This window comes from Brevibacillus sp. 7WMA2 (assembly GCF_010748895.1).
Classification (GTDB): Bacteria; Bacillota; Bacilli; order Brevibacillales; family Brevibacillaceae; genus Brevibacillus_B; species Brevibacillus_B halotolerans.
The window spans coordinates 2,628,354-2,645,526 of sequence record NZ_CP048799.1 but is presented as its reverse complement, the minus strand read 5'-3'; the positions used below and the strand labels follow the sequence as shown (position 1 = coordinate 2,645,526).

Annotated in this window: 7 protein-coding genes and 1 pseudogene; 5 read left to right on the top strand and 3 right to left on the bottom strand. The window is 42.7% G+C overall.

The features are described 5' to 3' along the window. The first annotated feature begins 13 nt into the window (after positions 1-13). Positions 14-835, top strand: a complete 822-nt coding sequence (locus GOP56_RS10660) for an alpha/beta hydrolase (RefSeq protein ID WP_163246835.1) — start codon at positions 14-16, stop codon at positions 833-835. A gap of 81 nt (positions 836-916) precedes the next feature. Here GOP56_RS10660 and GOP56_RS23920 read toward each other — a convergent pair. The 3 genes and pseudogenes from GOP56_RS23920 to GOP56_RS10645 all read right to left on the bottom strand — a co-directional run. Continuing rightward, positions 917-1,381 (bottom strand): annotated as a pseudogene (locus GOP56_RS23920) (2-isopropylmalate synthase); the annotation flags it as partial. A gap of 87 nt (positions 1,382-1,468) precedes the next feature. After that, a complete protein-coding gene (locus GOP56_RS10650) occupies positions 1,469-2,179 on the bottom strand; it encodes a DJ-1/PfpI family protein (RefSeq protein ID WP_254068685.1) in 711 nt (236 codons plus the stop codon). Between the two features lie 242 nt (positions 2,180-2,421). Next, positions 2,422-3,900 carry an Lsa family ABC-F type ribosomal protection protein gene (locus GOP56_RS10645; RefSeq protein ID WP_163245551.1) on the bottom strand — a complete coding sequence of 493 codons (1,479 nt, stop codon included), beginning with the start codon at positions 3,898-3,900 and terminating at the stop codon, positions 2,422-2,424. 509 nt (positions 3,901-4,409) lie between these two features. Between GOP56_RS10645 and GOP56_RS10640 the strand changes: the two genes are divergently transcribed. The 4 genes from GOP56_RS10640 (at position 4,410) to GOP56_RS10620 (ending at position 17,171) form a co-directional block, all read left to right on the top strand. Continuing rightward, a complete protein-coding gene (locus GOP56_RS10640) occupies positions 4,410-5,000 on the top strand; it encodes a TetR/AcrR family transcriptional regulator (RefSeq protein ID WP_163245550.1) in 591 nt (196 codons plus the stop codon). Between the two features lie 21 nt (positions 5,001-5,021). Next, the gene (locus GOP56_RS10635; RefSeq protein WP_163245549.1) at positions 5,022-5,651 is read left to right on the top strand and encodes an HXXEE domain-containing protein; all 630 of its coding nucleotides are present in this window, start codon (positions 5,022-5,024) and stop codon (positions 5,649-5,651) included. A gap of 303 nt (positions 5,652-5,954) precedes the next feature. Next, positions 5,955-13,817 carry an amino acid adenylation domain-containing protein gene (locus GOP56_RS10625; RefSeq protein WP_163245548.1) on the top strand — a complete coding sequence of 2,621 codons (7,863 nt, stop codon included), beginning with the start codon at positions 5,955-5,957 and terminating at the stop codon, positions 13,815-13,817. A 75-nt stretch (positions 13,818-13,892) separates the two neighbouring features. Then, positions 13,893-17,171 carry a non-ribosomal peptide synthetase gene (locus GOP56_RS10620; RefSeq protein WP_163245547.1) on the top strand — a complete coding sequence of 1,093 codons (3,279 nt, stop codon included), beginning with the start codon at positions 13,893-13,895 and terminating at the stop codon, positions 17,169-17,171. Positions 17,172-17,173: the final 2 nt, after the last annotated feature.

Genomic DNA, 17,173 nt, shown 5'->3' with positions numbered 1-17,173 from the left:
GGTGAATTTGGCGATGAAACAAACAGAAAAACGTTCAGCCTTCGCCATTCCGGGGGCAGAGCAACGGACAGTAATAAGCAATCGTGGTGCATCATACCGAATTATGGTGTACAAACCAGAAGTACCTGCACCCGAGACTGGTTTTCCGGTTATATATATGCTGGATGCAAATTCAGCGTTTGGCTCGATGGCGGAGACTGTTCGCCTACAGACGCGTGGACCGCACATGCTGGAGCCAGCAGTAGTAGTTGGTATTGGATATGATACTGATCAACCCTTTGAAACGAATCGACGGTTCTATGATTACACCGTGTATGCTGATAAAACGGAGCTCCCTAATCGCAAGGACGGCTCTGAATGGCCGACAACAGGCGGAGCAGATGTATTTTTGACATTCATTGAAGAAGAGTTGAAGCCGTTGATTGAACAGGAGATTTCCATTGACCGTAATCGTCAGACGTTATTTGGTCATTCCTTGGGCGGACTGTTTACATTATATACGATGTTTACAAAGCGTCAGGCTTTTCAGGTTTATGCTGCCGGAAGTCCATCTATTTGGTGGAAAAATCAATTTCTGTTTCCATTAGCAGAACGTTTTGCTACGGAAGCGAAGGAATCAACAGCAGAGCCTATGCAAACTAGTCTTTTGATAGGGATAGGTAGTGAGGAAAAGGCTGAGATGGTCGTGGATGCCAAAGAGATGTACGAACGTCTATCCTCCAGTAACATTCCTGGCTTGCAGGTTCAATATCGTTGCTTTGATGATGAGGGCCATCTATCCGTTCTTCTCCCATACATCGGACTCGTTATTCGATCTGCATTGGCTTGGAAATAATCGCATCGTGTGAAAAGGTACATATAACAAAAACGCATGCTTTGTTCTAACAGACAGGTGCATGCGTTTTTGTTATTGTGTTTATGAAGTTACGAATGCTGGTGCTAGTGGTTTTGTCATTTCTAAACTGGCATTGTACTCTGGAGCCAAGACAATATTGGTATAGGTACCGCTGCCAGATACATATTTATACGTATGCTGTAAGCCGGCTGGTATAAATATAGAGGCTGGACTTCGGACCTGCTGGATTTCCCCCTCCATTTCCACTCCACATTGCAAGCCTGATCCATCCGGTTCGGTTCCCCAGAAAATAAAAGCACTGTCGCAATGGTGGGAGTGAGTATCTACTTGAGATTTTGAGAAGGAAGCAGATGCATGATGAGAAAATACTCGTTTGATTACATAAAAGGATGCTCGTTCATCTGTACGGTGATCCAGTTGTACCCAGCGATCATCTGGGCCATCACGATGAAATAAAAGCTCCGATGCGCCTTTTATAAAAGGGTGGCCTACACGTAGAAAGTGAGATAGCTTTGGTTTTTTCTTAAAGACATTGCTCCATCAATTCCAAGCGTTCTTGTGATGATACGAAGGACAGATGACGTTCATTTTGTAGTATGGAATCTAGCGAATTTACTCTATGACAATGTCGTACTCCATCTGTTTCGTTGTTTTTTCGGCGGTTTCTTTTCCTAGTAATCGTTTGACTAAGTGGAATGACATGTTAATGCCAGCGGAAATGCCCCCTGATGTTACGATTTTTCCTTCATCCACAAATTTTACGTCCCTCTTCACCTTTAGCTTCGGATAATCTTTTTCAAGTCGATCATATGAATTCCAATGGGTGGTTACTGTTTTGCCATTTAGCAATTCTGCTTCTGCTAGAATTAATGCTCCTGTGCATACGGAAGCCATAATATCAACGGTTTTCATTCGCTCTTGCACCCATTTGATAATGTGTTTGTTATACATTTCCGTACGGCTGCCAGGTCCTCCTGGAACGATGAGAATGTCAAAGGCGGGAGCATTGTCAAAGCTGTAATCAGGCTGAACCTTCAATCCATTTCGTGCTGTAATCATTTTTCCATCCTCTGAAACGGTTTTAACATGAAAAGGCTTACCTGACGTATCCTGTTCGGTAACAGCAAAAACCTCGAAAGGACCTGCAAAATCCAATACTTCCACATCGTTGTACAGCAAAATTCCTACCGTCCACTCGTTTTTTTCTGATTTTCCTTCTGAAGACTTGGGAGAATCGGGTACGGATGATTGTCCCCATGCACTTGTACCAAAACTGGCAAGGAACATTGCTACCATGAGGATATAACTACACAATTTCTTCAATTTACTCAGCTCCTTTTTATTGGGAATTATTTCTTTTCGCCAAAATAATATCCCAAATCTACAAACGTAAACATGACTAATAAGGGCTAGAAAATTATGAAAATTGCAATTTGAATATTTACAAAAAAACGCATGCTTTGTCTGTATAGACAGTTGTGTGTGTTTCGAACCCCGACAACTGTCGGGATTCTTTTTTATAAGGAAAAAAATGTTCGAGAAAAATCAAGCCTTAGATGAAAGGCTTAAAGTTGAACATGCTTTGTAGCGATATTTTTGCAAAATTCCCTGTCATGCTCCACAAACAGGATGGTTGGAGCGTATTCAAGCAATAGCTCTTCAATTTGCATGCGGGAAATCACATCGATAAAATTAAGCGGCTCATCCCAAATATACAAATGCACTTTCTCACAAAGACTTTTTGCAATCAGCACTTTCTTTTTTTGACCGCCGCTAAAAGCCGAAATATCCTTTTCAAATTGAACTCTGGAAAAACCAAGTTTTCTTAAAATAGATTTAAACAGGCTTTCATCAATCCCATTGTTTCTAGCGTAGTCCGTTAAATTTCCCTGTAAATGGGAGGTATCCTGTGAAACATAGGATATTTTGAGCTGACTGCCCTTGTCAAAAGTCCCCGTATAGTTGAGATGCTCACCGCAAATAAGCTTGATAATACTTGATTTTCCAGAGCCGTTTTTACCACAAAGCGCTATTCGCTCCCCTTGCTCAATAGTAAAGCTTATATCTGTGCAAACCATTTTCTCCCCATAATAAATGGAAACATTTTTAAGTTCAGCAAGCTGGTTTTTATGAAAAGCAAGCTGTGAAATTTTTAAGCTTTCAGCGTTTTCGATGTTTTTAAGGAGCTTAGACCTTTCCTCAATAGCAGATTGCTGTCTCTGCTCAATTGTTTTCGAGCGTTTCATCATTTTAGCGGCCTTGTGACCAATATACCCTTTATCTACCTTGGAACCGGAATTTCTTGTACCATTTTTCGTTTTTTCCACTTCGTGCGACCAGTTGCTCGTTCGTTTAGCAGAATCCGACAAGCGTTTAATATCCTTTTTTAGCCGTTCGTTCTCTGCAAGCTCGAAGTTATCCTGTCTCTGCTTATTTTCCCACCAATCAGAGAAATTGCCTTTTTGTATTTCGATGTTGGTCCTATTGATTGAAAGGATATGATCTACACAGTTATCAAGGAATGACCTGTCGTGAGAGACAAGAATAAATCCGCTTTTGGTTTTGAGATAATCACTGACAAGTTTTCTTGCATGCATGTCGAGATGATTGGTTGGTTCATCAATTAACAGAAAATGATTTTCCTTGAGAAATAATGTAGCTAACAGCACTTTCGTTTGCTCCCCGTTGGACAATGAATCAAAGGGGCGATATAAAACATCCTCAGAAACCTGTAGCAATGAAAGCTCACGCATCAATTTCCAGTGAACATAGTCTGGATCAATGTCGCTGATTACATCAAGGGTATTATTTGCCTTATTTTCGACAGGGAAAGGAAAATATTCAAAGCTGACCGTAGCAGAAATACTTCCGCTGTATTCATATTTACCAAGCAATAGGTTAAGAAATGTTGTCTTCCCTTTGCCGTTTCTTCCGGTAAATCCTAATTTCCAATCCGTATCGATTTGGAAGCTTACGTTTTCAAATATGTTATCGAAACTGCCATCATAGGCAAACGTTAGGTTTGTAACATTGATTAATGACATAAGATATCCTCCTGTATAAAAAAATAAAAGCTACAAGAAAGTTACTTTCTTGTAGCTCAAATAAATACAGCAAATCCAACCCGCGATGGAGTCAGATAAGGACATATTGTTTGAGTGAAAGATGTAGTAACCTTCTTGCATATAAAGAATAAAACATACGAAAAATATCGCTTTTGTAGTTTTATTAATTTATATATTCGCAAGAAAAATTACTCCATGTTTTCAACTCCAATCATTGATTTACACGTATCTTATCATACTCGTTTTTTGATTTCAACATATTAAATTCCGGACAAGCGAGGTTACCAATACTCGATATGTAGTCCTGTAGTCCGACTTCCGCTATGTAGTACCCCAAGGCGTGTTGGGAGAGGGATACGTTTTAGCTATGTATTTTCAGAGAACAAAAAACGCATTGATTTACCGATAGAACGGTGCTATCATTCTGTTAAACACTGTTTTAAACGTCGTTTAAAATCCTGGTTGAAAACCGTGAGAGGAGGTAGAAAATGACACATTCTAAAACAAATCAGGGCACCAAAGAAAAAATTCTTAAAACAACATTGGAATTGATTAAAAAAGAGGGCTTTGAGAGTGTGACCATCAGGAAAATTGCAACAAAATCAGAAACCAATATCGCGCTTATTAATTACTATTTTGGATCAAAAGAAAGACTGATAAGCGAGACTATTAAAGTTCTGCTAAACAGCTTTCGGGATACCTTTACTATTTTAGATGACCTCAGCTTATCACCAAGGGACCGTTTACAATCCTTCCTCATCCATTACGTTCAAGTCATCTTGCAATACCCAGAGCTTGTATCAAGGATTATTGCGATGGGGACAGCACCGTTTGCTTCACAGCAGGAATATGGAGAATCTCTACAAACAATGGGCTTTCAAAAGGTTCAGGCAACATTACAAGAGATTACGCAGGAAAGCGACCCAAATCAATTAATGATGATGACGACGCAGCTATTTGGTGCCATCTTTTTGCCGGCGTTAATGAAGCCAATACTGGAATCAGGAGCAGGGGTAACCTTTGCACCAATCGAAGAGCAAGTGAAATTCCTATTTGATCACTATTTTTCTTGCAAATAAGAGAATAGGGAAGAAGTAGATATGAACTTCTTACGGAAATATTGGCAGGATTTAGGTATAGCTGTTGCTCTGATCGTCGGGCTTTCTTTGTATGTGGAATGGCAGAATATCACGGAAATACGCGCTATTTTATGGCTTAGCTTTGTGGCAATTCTTCTCCACCAATTTGAAGAATATCGCTGGCCAGGATATTTCGGAGGATTGTTCAATGTGCTGATTTTTAACAGTGAATATCCGCAACGCTATCCATTAAACCCTCAATCGGCTATGATCATCAATCTAGTTATCGCTTATGTTTTTTATCTGCTTCCAGTGTTATTTCCAGATGTGATCTGGCTTGGTATTGCTCCTATTCTGATGGGCTTCTTTCAATTTATCTGGCACGGTATTTTTGCCAATATAAAAGGAAAAACACTGTATAATCCGGGCTTGTTTGCTGTTATCTTTCTTCACATTCCGGTTGGCTGCTGGTATATCGATCACATTGTTAGTCATAGCTTAGTGACAACAGTTGATTGGGTAGCTGGTACGATTTATTTTATCGTCGCTGTGTATGTTTTGATTATTAAAGGTAATATGTGGTTGAAGGATAAAGGGGTGCGGTATAGCTTTTCTAAGCAGCAGATGGGGCCTTATGGTAAGGGGGTGTGACATTGTTCCTATTGAACTACACTCACTAGAATGGGCGCCAGCCGATTTGCCAACAATAGAGAAACTCTCAAAAGAACATGTATTACAGTTTCGCTAAAAACATGACCCGAGTAACGGATAGACCATATGTCCGTTGCTCGGGTTTTTACTTGTATCCATATCCCTATCCTTCATTTATCAAATTCTCTACTCCCCCGCCCCACTGTAAAAAATATTTTCGTGGAACATCTTTTCCTAATTTTGTTATAATTCTACTGGGAATAAATGTTTGTTTGTGAATAAACCAAAAAAGGGAGAAAGCTGATGCAAAAAACCTATGCGCTATCGAATCCCCAAAAGAGAATTTGGTATACGGAAATGATGCATCCTGACACGGCGGTTAACATCATGGCAGGTTTTATAAAAATCACAGGGCAGTCTGATTATTCAAAGCTATGTCAGGCGATAAACGCAGCTATTTATGCCCATGATGCCCTTCGAATCCGTTTAACAGATGAAGGACAAGCAGAACCACGGCAATATCTAGTAGATTATCAGGAGCGGCAGTTTCCTGTCAGGGATCACAGCAAAAGGGTAGCGCATGCTAAGCTTGAAGACGATGTATCGATCATACAAGAGTGTGAAGCAAAGTCAATGATCAATAAAGTAGTAGAATGGGCCGAAAATCAGGCAAAGACCCCTATGGAGTTGTTCCACTCTGACTTGTACGATATTTCCATTCATTTGATTGATGATGAGCAAATGTGGGTGTATTGCCGATTCCACCATTTGATTGCCGATGGTGTGTCGATTGATATGTTTTGCAATCAGTTTATGGATAACTATGTTCACTTGCTTGCAGGAAAGGCAATCGAGCTGAAAGGACAACCCTCCTATCTCACTTATTTGGACAGTGAAAGGGACTATGAGTCATCTGTTCGCTTCCAGAAGGATAAGAGCTTTTGGCAGGAGGCTTTCTCCAGTCTCCCGGACGTAAATGGAATCAAACAAGTACCTACCTATCAGTTGAGTACCTTGGCAAAGAGAGAATCTGTTTCTATTCCAGAGGAGCTTCAAGCATCGGTTCATTCCTTTTGTAAAAAATATCAGGTCAGCGTGAATGCCTTATTCCTGGCTGTCCTTTCCATTTACGTCCAGAAAGTGACCCTGTCAGATGATAGTACACTTGGTACGCTTTATGGTAATCGGACGAACCGCACGGATGCTAACATGTTTGGCATGCTCGTAAGCACTCAGCCGTTTCGCACACAGGTGAATGCTCAGCTAGATTTTGCCGCCTATGTCCGCCATATTACTCAGAAACAGGTCTCTATCCTACGCCATCAGAAGTATCCTTATAATTTACTCATGCAAGAATTACGGACGAAGCATCGAGGAATGGATGAGCTTTTTACGATTGTATTGGAGTATCAGCCGATGAAATGGGGAGAAAGGGGACAGCTTACATATAGCATGGAATGGCTCTTTAATGGTCATGCTGGCTACCCGTTGTATGTACACGTAAAAGAGAATCTGGACAGTGGACAGATCATGCTTACCTTGGATTATCAAATCGAAATGTTTGATAAGTCAGAAATAATAAGGGTGGCAGAGCAGCTTTTGCTTCTGTTACAGGATGGTGTAAAAGAGCCTAGCAAAAAGATCGGTGAACTACAGCTTCTATCCGAGCAGGAAAGACAGCTACTTCTATCCTTTCATGACACGACAAATGCGTTTCCCTTGGACAAAACGGTGCATCAATTGTTTGAGGAGCAGGTTGAAAGGACCCCTGAGCATATAGCAGTGATTTTTGAGAAGAAGCACCTCACTTATCGTGAAGTAAATGAGCAGGCAAACCGTCTGGCAAGAAGACTAAGAAAAAAAGGAGTAGGACCCGATCAGGCTGTTGCCATCATTACGGAACGATCCCCAGAAATGCTAATCGGTATTTTTGCCATTATGAAAGCAGGCGGGGCCTATTTACCCATCGATCCTGAATTTCCGGCAGAACGAATTCAGTATATGCTACAGGATAGTGGGGCGTCTTTATTGCTTGTGCATCCTTCTTTTGCTGGGTATTTCCCATTTGAGGGGGAGGAGCTCGTCATACAATCCGAGCTTTATGCAGATGAGGACAGGGCAAACCTAGAACCACTGGCAAAAGCAGATCATCTTGCGTATATCATCTACACATCTGGCTCGACGGGAAACCCAAAAGGGGTCATGATCGAACACCGATCTGTTGTCAGTCGCAATGATTGGTCGCAGAGAAGGTATCCGCTTACGGAGCAAGATACGATTTTACAAAAAACACCGTACACATTTGATGTCTCCGTGTATGAATTATTTGGCTGGTCTTTTGTAGGGGCCAAGGTCTGTTTGTTACAGCCTGGAGCAGAAAAAGACCCAGCGATGATTATTCAGACCATCCAAGAGCATCACATAACAATCATACATTTTGTCCCCTCTATGCTTCATATTTTCCTTACCTATCTTACGGAGACAGGGATAGCAGAGCAGGTCAAAAATCTCCGGCGGATATTTGCTAGCGGGGAAGCGCTCAAGGCCCAGCATGTTGCCAAATTCCATGACATTCTGCAACCGTATGGCATTTCCCTCCATAATTTATATGGTCCTACAGAGACGACCATTCAAGTAACCTACTATGACTGTGATACAGCTAGCATGCCATTTGTCCCGATAGGTCGGCCTGTCGATAATGTTCAAATTTATATCGTTGGTCCGCATGGTGAGCAACAGCCGGTGGGAGTGACAGGCGAACTATGTGTGTCTGGTGTAGGTTTGGCAAGAGGGTATCTCAATCTACCAGAGATGACGGCAAGTCGTTTTGTCGCGAATCCCTTTACAAATAAAGGTGAACTGATGTACAAGACAGGAGATTATGCTAGGTGGATGCCCAATGGACAATTGGAGTATCTAGGACGCATTGATCATCAGGTGAAAATCCGGGGATATCGTATCGAGCCGGAGGAAATAGAAGCGCAGCTAGTCAAAATCGACGGATTAAAAGAAGCAGTAGTGGTCGCGGTTGAGAATGAGCCGGGAGTACAAGAGCTGTGTGCGTATATTGTGGCGGAGCGAGAGTATCGGATTGGGGCGTTGAGAGAGGAATTAGCAAATGTATTACCGACTTATATGATCCCTGCTTATTTCATCCCTCTTCAGAAGATACCGTTAACACCAAATGGCAAGGTTGATCGCAAAAGTCTTCCATTACCTAAGCGAGGTACAGACACACTTGGCACAGATGAGGTTTATATGGAGCCAAAAAATGAAAGAGAAAGGCTATTGGCAACGATATGGGAAGATGTGCTACGAGTGGAGAGAGTAGGAGCGAGGGATCATTTTTTCTATCTGGGCGGAGACTCTATTAAGGCCATACAAGTGATGTCTCGTCTTCGTGCCAAGGGCATGTCCTTAGAAATGAAGCGCCTGTTTCAATTCCCTATTCTATCGGATGCGGTACGAGAAATTTCCTTATTGGAACAAAAGCTAGAGCCTCGACTGTCAAAAGCTTCAGCTTCCTTAGTCTCGTTTCCAGTAGAGGAGCTTTCTTTATTGCAAAAACAAATAGAAGAGGATATTCCAATGGGGAGCATGGAACAGGCCTATCCCTTAACACCATCTCAAGAATGGATGTATGCTCACAGCTCGATGAATCAGCCCTCCTCCTTTTTTATTCAATTGGAGCTGGTACTAAAAGGGCGGGTAGACGTTGATTTGCTAGCAACTAGCCTACAGTGTGTAGTGGAGCGCCACGATGCTCTTCGTACGATTTATCGTGATACGAAAAGAGAAGTTCCTGTGCAATGTGTTCTGAAAAATCGAGATATTCCAGTGTTGCAGGCAGATGTAACTCACTTAGACGAGCCAGAACAACGTCACTATTTACAAAACCTGCGGACGGCTGATCGTGAACGTGGTTTTGATCTTACACAAGATGTGATGCGCTTAGCTGTGGTTACGTTATCTGCCAACTCTTATCATATTCTGGTGAGTACCCATCACATTCAACTCGATGGGTGGAGCTTGCAGATTATGCTACAGGAATGGATGGAGCATTACCGTGCTGTACTCCACAACTCCCCGATGGACTTCGAAGAGACTGTACCGTTTTCTACCTATATGAGATGGATTGAACAGCAGGATCAGGAGGAATCGCTTCGTTTCTGGAGCCAGTATCTTCACGGATATGAAGACCCTACCCCTCTCCCGAACATGATGGTTACAGGCTGGAAAAAGGAAGAAAAGGATATAGAGCCAAGAATTGATCACAGACAGAAGAGTATAGGGTACGAGCAAGCTGAGACGATCATGTACATCGAAAAAACACTCACATCACAGCTACAACGTATCGCCCGGGAATATCACTCTACGATAGGGGCTATCCTGCAAACGGCATGGGGTATTCTGTTAGGTAAATATAATGACAAGCGAGATGTTGTATTCGGAAGGACAGTTTCTGGAAGACCGTCTGAGGTGGAAGGTGTAGAACAGATCATTGGTTTATTCATCAACACCAATCCTATCAGGGTAAGCTGGGATGAGCAGAGTACGTTTTTGAAGCTGTTGAAAATAGTCAGTGAGCAGGCTGTTGAAGCTAAGGCCTATGAATATTGTTCCTTCTCAGATATCCAAGCACAAAGCCCAGTTAAGCAAGGGCTAATTGACCATCTGTTTATTTTTCAGAACTACCCATTGGATGTAGCGGGGCTCGCTCAAACGACCCAATCCCTAGGGTACACAATGGATTTGCATGCTTATTTTGAACAGACACACTATGACTTTACCGTAAAGGTCACTCCAGAGGATGGCTTGCAGTTCCACTTTATTTACAATAGAGAACGCTATGCCAAAAAGTACGTAAAACGTTTGATGGAGCATTTTCTTACGCTGTTGCAGGGGATTGTTGAGAACGTAGATCAACCGATAGATCAGCTAGAATTAACTTCGCCAAAAGAAAAACGGGAACTGCTAGAACGCTTCAATGATGCAAGAGTGACGTTTCCAAAGGATAAAACATTTACGCAGTTGTTCGAGGAGCAGGTGGTAGCTACACCTAATGAATGTGCCATCGTGTGGAAGGATCAAACAATAAGCTATCGGGACTTAAACAAGAAAGCGAATCAATTGGCGAGAACGTTGCGGGAAAAAGGCGTGATGGCAGAGGCTATTGTGGGTATTCTCATGGATCGTTCTCTTGAAATGTTCGTTAGCGTGCTTGCCGTTTTAAAAGCAGGTGGAGCTTATGTGCCAATTGATCCTAGTTATCCTAGCGAGCGAATTTACTACCTGCTCAGGGATAGCGATTCCATGATTTTACTGACAACGAGAGCGACAGAGGCGCATATTCAGCTAGAGAAGGAAGCATTTACGAAAGAAATCGTGTATGTCGAGGATGAATCGAATTACCACCCAGATAGCTCTAATGTAGTTGCTGTGACTAAGCCCGATAATATGGCCTATCTGATTTACACCTCAGGCTCAACCGGAAATCCTAAAGGTGTAATGATTGAACACCGAGGCTACGTAAATGCGACCTATGCCTGGATGCAGGAATACGATCTGAAGCAATCTCCTTGTCGTTTGTTGCAAATGGCTAGCTTTTCCTTTGATGTATTTGCTGGGGATATGGCAAAGGCGCTTCTTACAGGCGGTCAGCTCATTATTTGTCCAGAAGACATTCGGATTCATCCCCCCGCTTTATATGAATTCATGTGCAAGCATCAAATCAGCTTGGTTGATACAACACCAGCTCTATTTGTACCCATTATGCGATATGTTGCAGAGGAGGGCTTGGAGCTTCCCGATCTGAAGCTAATCCTGCTTGGAGCAGACACTGTGTCGATGAATGATTTCACTTATTTATTACAGAAATTTGGATCAACCATACGTATTCTAAATACCTACGGAGTAACGGAGGCAAGTATTGAATCCAGCTATTTTGAAGAGGAAGCGGATTGGTTACATGGAAAAAGTCAGGTCCCCATTGGAAAGCCGTTACAAAATACCAGCTACTATATTGTCAATCAACAGAATCAACTATTGCCCGTAGGAATTGCTGGGGAATTGTGCATAGGAGGGGTTGGTGTAGCGCGTGGCTATTACAAGCAGCAGGAATTAACTCTGCAAAAATTTGTCCCAAACCCGTATGCCCCTGGTGAAATGATGTATAAGACCGGAGATAAAGCTAGATGGCTGCCAGATGGAAATGTAGAGTTTTTAGGGCGTCTGGACCACCAGGTAAAGGTACGCGGATATCGTATCGAAACAGGGGAGATAGAGGCGAAAATCAGGAAGCTTGAATATGTCAGAGAAGTCGTGGTTTTTGTGTGGACAAACTCTCAGGGAGAGCATGAGCTATGCGCTTATCTCGTCTCGGATGAAGCATTGTCGTTTGCTAGGGTACAAGAGGAGCTAGCGGCTTTTTTACCAGGATATATGATCCCTACACATATGTGCCAGCTCGATCAAATTCCTCTTACACCTAATGGCAAGATTGATCGAAAATCATTATCCATTCCTGACAGAAATGAGCTTCTCAGGCAAGAATATGTGGCTCCACGCAATGAGCTGGAAGCTAGATTGGCAATCATATGGCAGGACCTACTAGGAATCAGTCCGATTAGTATCTATGATGATTTTTTTGAATTGGGCGGGCATTCTTTAAAAGTAATGATGCTGGTCGCAAAGGTCCATAAGGAGTGGCATGTTCTATTGCCAATTGAAAAAGTCTTCCAAAATCCCACAGTAGCATCGTTGGCAAAACTTCTTCCTGAAATGGAGAAAAGCGTGCAGATGAGGATTCAGCCTGCACCAAAAAGCGAATATTATCCGCTTTCCTCTGCACAAAAAAGATTGTTCCTGCTTCATCAATTAGACAAGGCTACCCGAAGCTACAATATTCCGGCTGTAATGATGTTGAAGGGAGCTGTCGATCGCGATCGCATGGAAATGGCTTTGCAGCATTTGATTCAAAGGCATGCTACATTGCGAACCTCCTTTGAAATGGTACACGGGGCACCGATGCAACGGGTACATGATAGGACGGATTTTACGATCCAATATGAAGATCTAAGAAATAACAACACAACAGAGCAGGATATCCAGTCACTGATTCAAGCATTTATTCAGCCGTTTGATCTAGAGACACCGCCATTACTTCGAGTTGCTCTCATTTTGCTTGCGACAGATCGTCACCTTTTACTTGTGGACATTCATCACATTATTTCAGATGCCGTTTCCATGGCTACCTTTACGGCTGAATTTGTACGGCTGTATCAAGGAGAAGAGCTACCTGCACTACACCTACAATATAAGGATTACGCTGTATGGCAGCAGGCTTGGAAACGAACCTCCTCCTATTTGAAGCAGGAAGAATATTGGCTCCAGCAGCTAGCAGGAGAGCTTCCTGTTCTACAGCTTCCGCTTGATTACAAGCGTCCTGAAGCTCTCACATTTGAAGGTGATCAAGTATTGATTCCCCTTGATCAAAAAACATCTCGTCTTGTGCACCAAGTAGCAGAGGAAACAAAAACAACACCCTTTATGCTGCTACTTTCGACGTACAGCTTATTACTCGCTCAATATAGTGGTCAGCAAGAAATCTTGATAGGATCACCGATTGCGGGCAGGAGAGATGACGATCTTCAACGGATCATTGGAATGTTTGTTAATACATTGGTACTACGAATGCATCCGGCGGGGAGTAAATCGTTTGCAGCTTATGTAGATGAGGTCAAAATGACTTCATTAGCGGCTTTTGAAAACGAAGACTATCAATTTGAGGAGCTAATCGAAAAGGTAAAGATTGAGCGAACTCCTAACCGCAATCCTCTTTTTGATGCAGTATTTGTCCTTCAAAATACAGATAGGCAAACTGACCAAGTAGGTGAACTAACGCTAACACCCTATCCGTATACTCATCAAACAGCAAAATTCGATCTTACTTTGCAGGCGATAGAGCAAGGAGACGTGTTTCATTTTACCTTCGAGTACCGAACAGCGTTATTTAAACGAGACACCATTGAGCAGATGGGACAGAACTACGTGGAGCTTCTTCGGATGGTTACAGCGAACAAGGACATGCTCATACATGAGATTCCCTTCCTTCGCACGAAAAAAATGGAGAGTGCCATAACGGAGGACTTTACGTTTACATTTTAATAGCTAAGATTTTTCTCTGATATAAAAGGGAGGGATACCTCTCTCCCTACCCGATCAGATAAGGAGAGAAAAAGGATGCGCGACACATTGAGTCAATCAGGTACAATGACGACTGGAAAATGGCAAGAGGAACAGCAATACTGGCTAGACAAATTACAAGGAAATGTAGTCGCGAGTGGATTTTTGGAGGATTTGATCAGAACAGGCAAGGAGAATACTAGATGTGTCTATAAAGCGATTTTCCCTGCCGACCTGTCTGAAAAAGTGAGAGCGACCAGCAATGGATCACCGTTTGGAATGTATGTTTTACTTGTGAGCGGTGTGAAGCTGTTGCTTAGCCATTATACAGGCAGTGAGGATATTCTAGTTGGCATGCCACCTTTTCATCTGAAAAGCAGGGAGGAGACAGCCAACCATCTTCTAGCTCTGCGAACCGTTGGGACGAAGAAGGACAGCTTTGCTGAATGGGCAGGAAAAATCAAACAAACAGTCATGGAGGCAGACCAGCATCCCAATCTTTCTTTTGCAGAAATCGTACGGATGCTACATCCAGAGATAGACGATTCTTCTCAGTTGAATATGCAGACGGTCGTTCTACTTGATAGCGTTCATGACGTGAAAGAGATTGATACCATACAGACTAACATGCTCTTTTTATTTCGGGATAGGGGAGACAGTCTGGAATTAGAGCTGTATTACGATTCAGAATGCTATCTGGAGGGGACCATTCAGCGAATTGTTCAGCATATGCTACGGTTACTTCAGCAGGCTCTGTCTAATCCGAAACAATCCAGTCAGGAGATCAAATTCTTGTCTGAGCAGGAAAAGCACCAGCTCGTCTTCGGTTTTAATCAAACGCAGTCCGGTTTTCCGCAGGACAAAACAATCGTTCAGCTATTCGAGGAGCAGGTCAAGAGGCATTCGGCACGAGAAGCCTTGGTATGTGATGAACAGCGTATGACATACGAGGAATTGAATAGACGTGCTAATCAGGTAGCGAGAGCATTGTTAGATCGCCAGGTTCAGCCTACCGATATCGTCGGGATCATGGTTGAACGTTCCCTAGAAATGATTGTGGGTATACTTGGCATTTTAAAAGCGGGAGCAGTCTACCTTCCTATTGACCCGATTTATCCACAGGATCGAATTACTTATATGCTAGAAGATAGCGGGGCGAAGCTTCTGCTTACCGACAGACACAAAGCAATGGCTTCCACCTATCCGGAGAGAACAATCCTTCCTTTCCATGATGAAACCCTTCAAACGTATGCTAGTGAAAACCTGTCTATTGAGATTTCCCCACAAGCCCTAGCGTACATCATCTATACATCAGGGACGACTGGTCATCCCAAGGGTGTCATGATTGAACACAGACATGTCGTGCGTTTATTCGTTCCAGACACTCCGTTATTTTCCTTCACCCATCAAGATGTCTGGACGTTATTTCATTCCTTTAGCTTTGATTTTTCGGTATGGGAAATTTTTGGAGCCCTGCTGTTTGGAGCAAAGCTGGTAGTGGTTCCTAAGCTGGTGGCTCAAGATACCAAGGTCTTTTTACAAGTATTACAGCGTGAGCAAGTAACGATACTTAATCAAACACCCACCGCTTTTTATCAACTCATCAATGAAGAGCTAAAATCCGCTGATCAGAAATTACATCTGAGGTACGTCATTTTTGGTGGGGAAGCCTTAACGCCAAGACAGCTACAGCCATGGCAAGCAAAATATCCTCAGACCAAACTAATCAATATGTATGGCATTACTGAAATCACAGTCCATGCTACTTTCCGTGAGCTGACCGAGGAGGATTTTCATCAGCATGCAAGCAACATAGGCCAACCGATTCCGACTCTGTCCATCTATGTCTTGGATCAGGATAGAAAGCTGCTGCCAATCGGGGTACCAGGCGAAATGTATGTATCAGGCGCAGGCGTTGCCAGAGGATATCTGAACAGATGGGAGCTGACGCAGGAGCGCTTTATCGAAAATCCTTATATAACGGGGGAACGCATGTATAAGACAGGCGACCTGGCTAGATGGCTGGCAGACGGCACCCTTGAATATAGGGGACGACTGGATCATCAGGTGAAAATTAGAGGGCATCGCATTGAATTGGGCGAGATTGAAGGGCAACTACTGTTACTTGGCTTTGTGCAGGAAGCAGTAGTAGTAGCTAGACAGAACAAGGATGGAATCAATGAGCTATGCGCCTATTTGGTGGCTACAGAAGACATAGATGACATAGATGTACGAAAAGCGTTATCTGTTTCTTTGCCTGACTATATGCTTCCTACGTATTTTATACAGATAGAAAAAATGCCGCTAACTCCTAATGGGAAAATCGATCGAAAAGCTCTGCCTAAGCCAGAGAACAGCCTGCGCATCAAGCAAGAGTATGTAGCACCCAGAACGTCTCTTGAAGCTAGCTTGGTTAGCATCTGGGAGGATGTTCTGGAAATTAAGCCGATCGGAATTAAGGGCAATTTCTTCGAGCTAGGCGGATATTCGCTAAAAATGCTCAAGATGATTAATCAGGTGGCGCAAGAATTAAACGTTGAGATTCCCTTAAAATTACTGTATGAAAATCCAACGATTGAATATATGGCAGAACGGGCCTTTGCTGTCTATATGGAGGAGAGTAACCATCATATGACGCTATTAAATCGAGCCGGTGATCTCAAAGTGATTTGTTTTCCTCCCATAAATGGTTTCATCTTTATCTATAAACGAATTGCGGAATTACTAGCTCAGGAAGCTACGTTTTATGGATTCGAATATATAGAACAGGAAAATCGCATCGAGCTATATGTCCAACAGATTTTGGATGCGGAGCCAGAAGGACCGTACATTTTCCTAGGTTATTCAGCAGGTGGAAATCTTGCATTCGAAGTGGCAAAAGCAATGGAAGAGAAGGGGCACACTGTATCCGATATCATCATGTTTGACACCTATATGAAAACAGAACAGATGAAAATGACTCCCAAGGAGCAAGAGGACGAGATCGAGCGCTTCCTGCAACTAGAGAATATCAGAGAAATCTTAGACTTTAGTCATGGTGATGAGGTTGTCAAAGAGCGGGTTCTCAAGAAAACGAGGGCTTATGTTGCTTACTTCCTTCTGTTGGCTCATGTAGGTCATGTACATGCGGACATTCACTTTGTACAGGCAGAGCCAGATGAGGCCAATATTGCACAGCCTGCTGATTTGCAAATGTGGGGAAAATTTACAAAAGGGGCATATAGAGAATATCAAGGTGCAGGCATGCATTACAGTATGTTCAATGGGGATTTTCTACCAAGGAACGCTACACTGATTCAATATATGTTACACCAGATGAAAAGAAAGGATAGATAGCT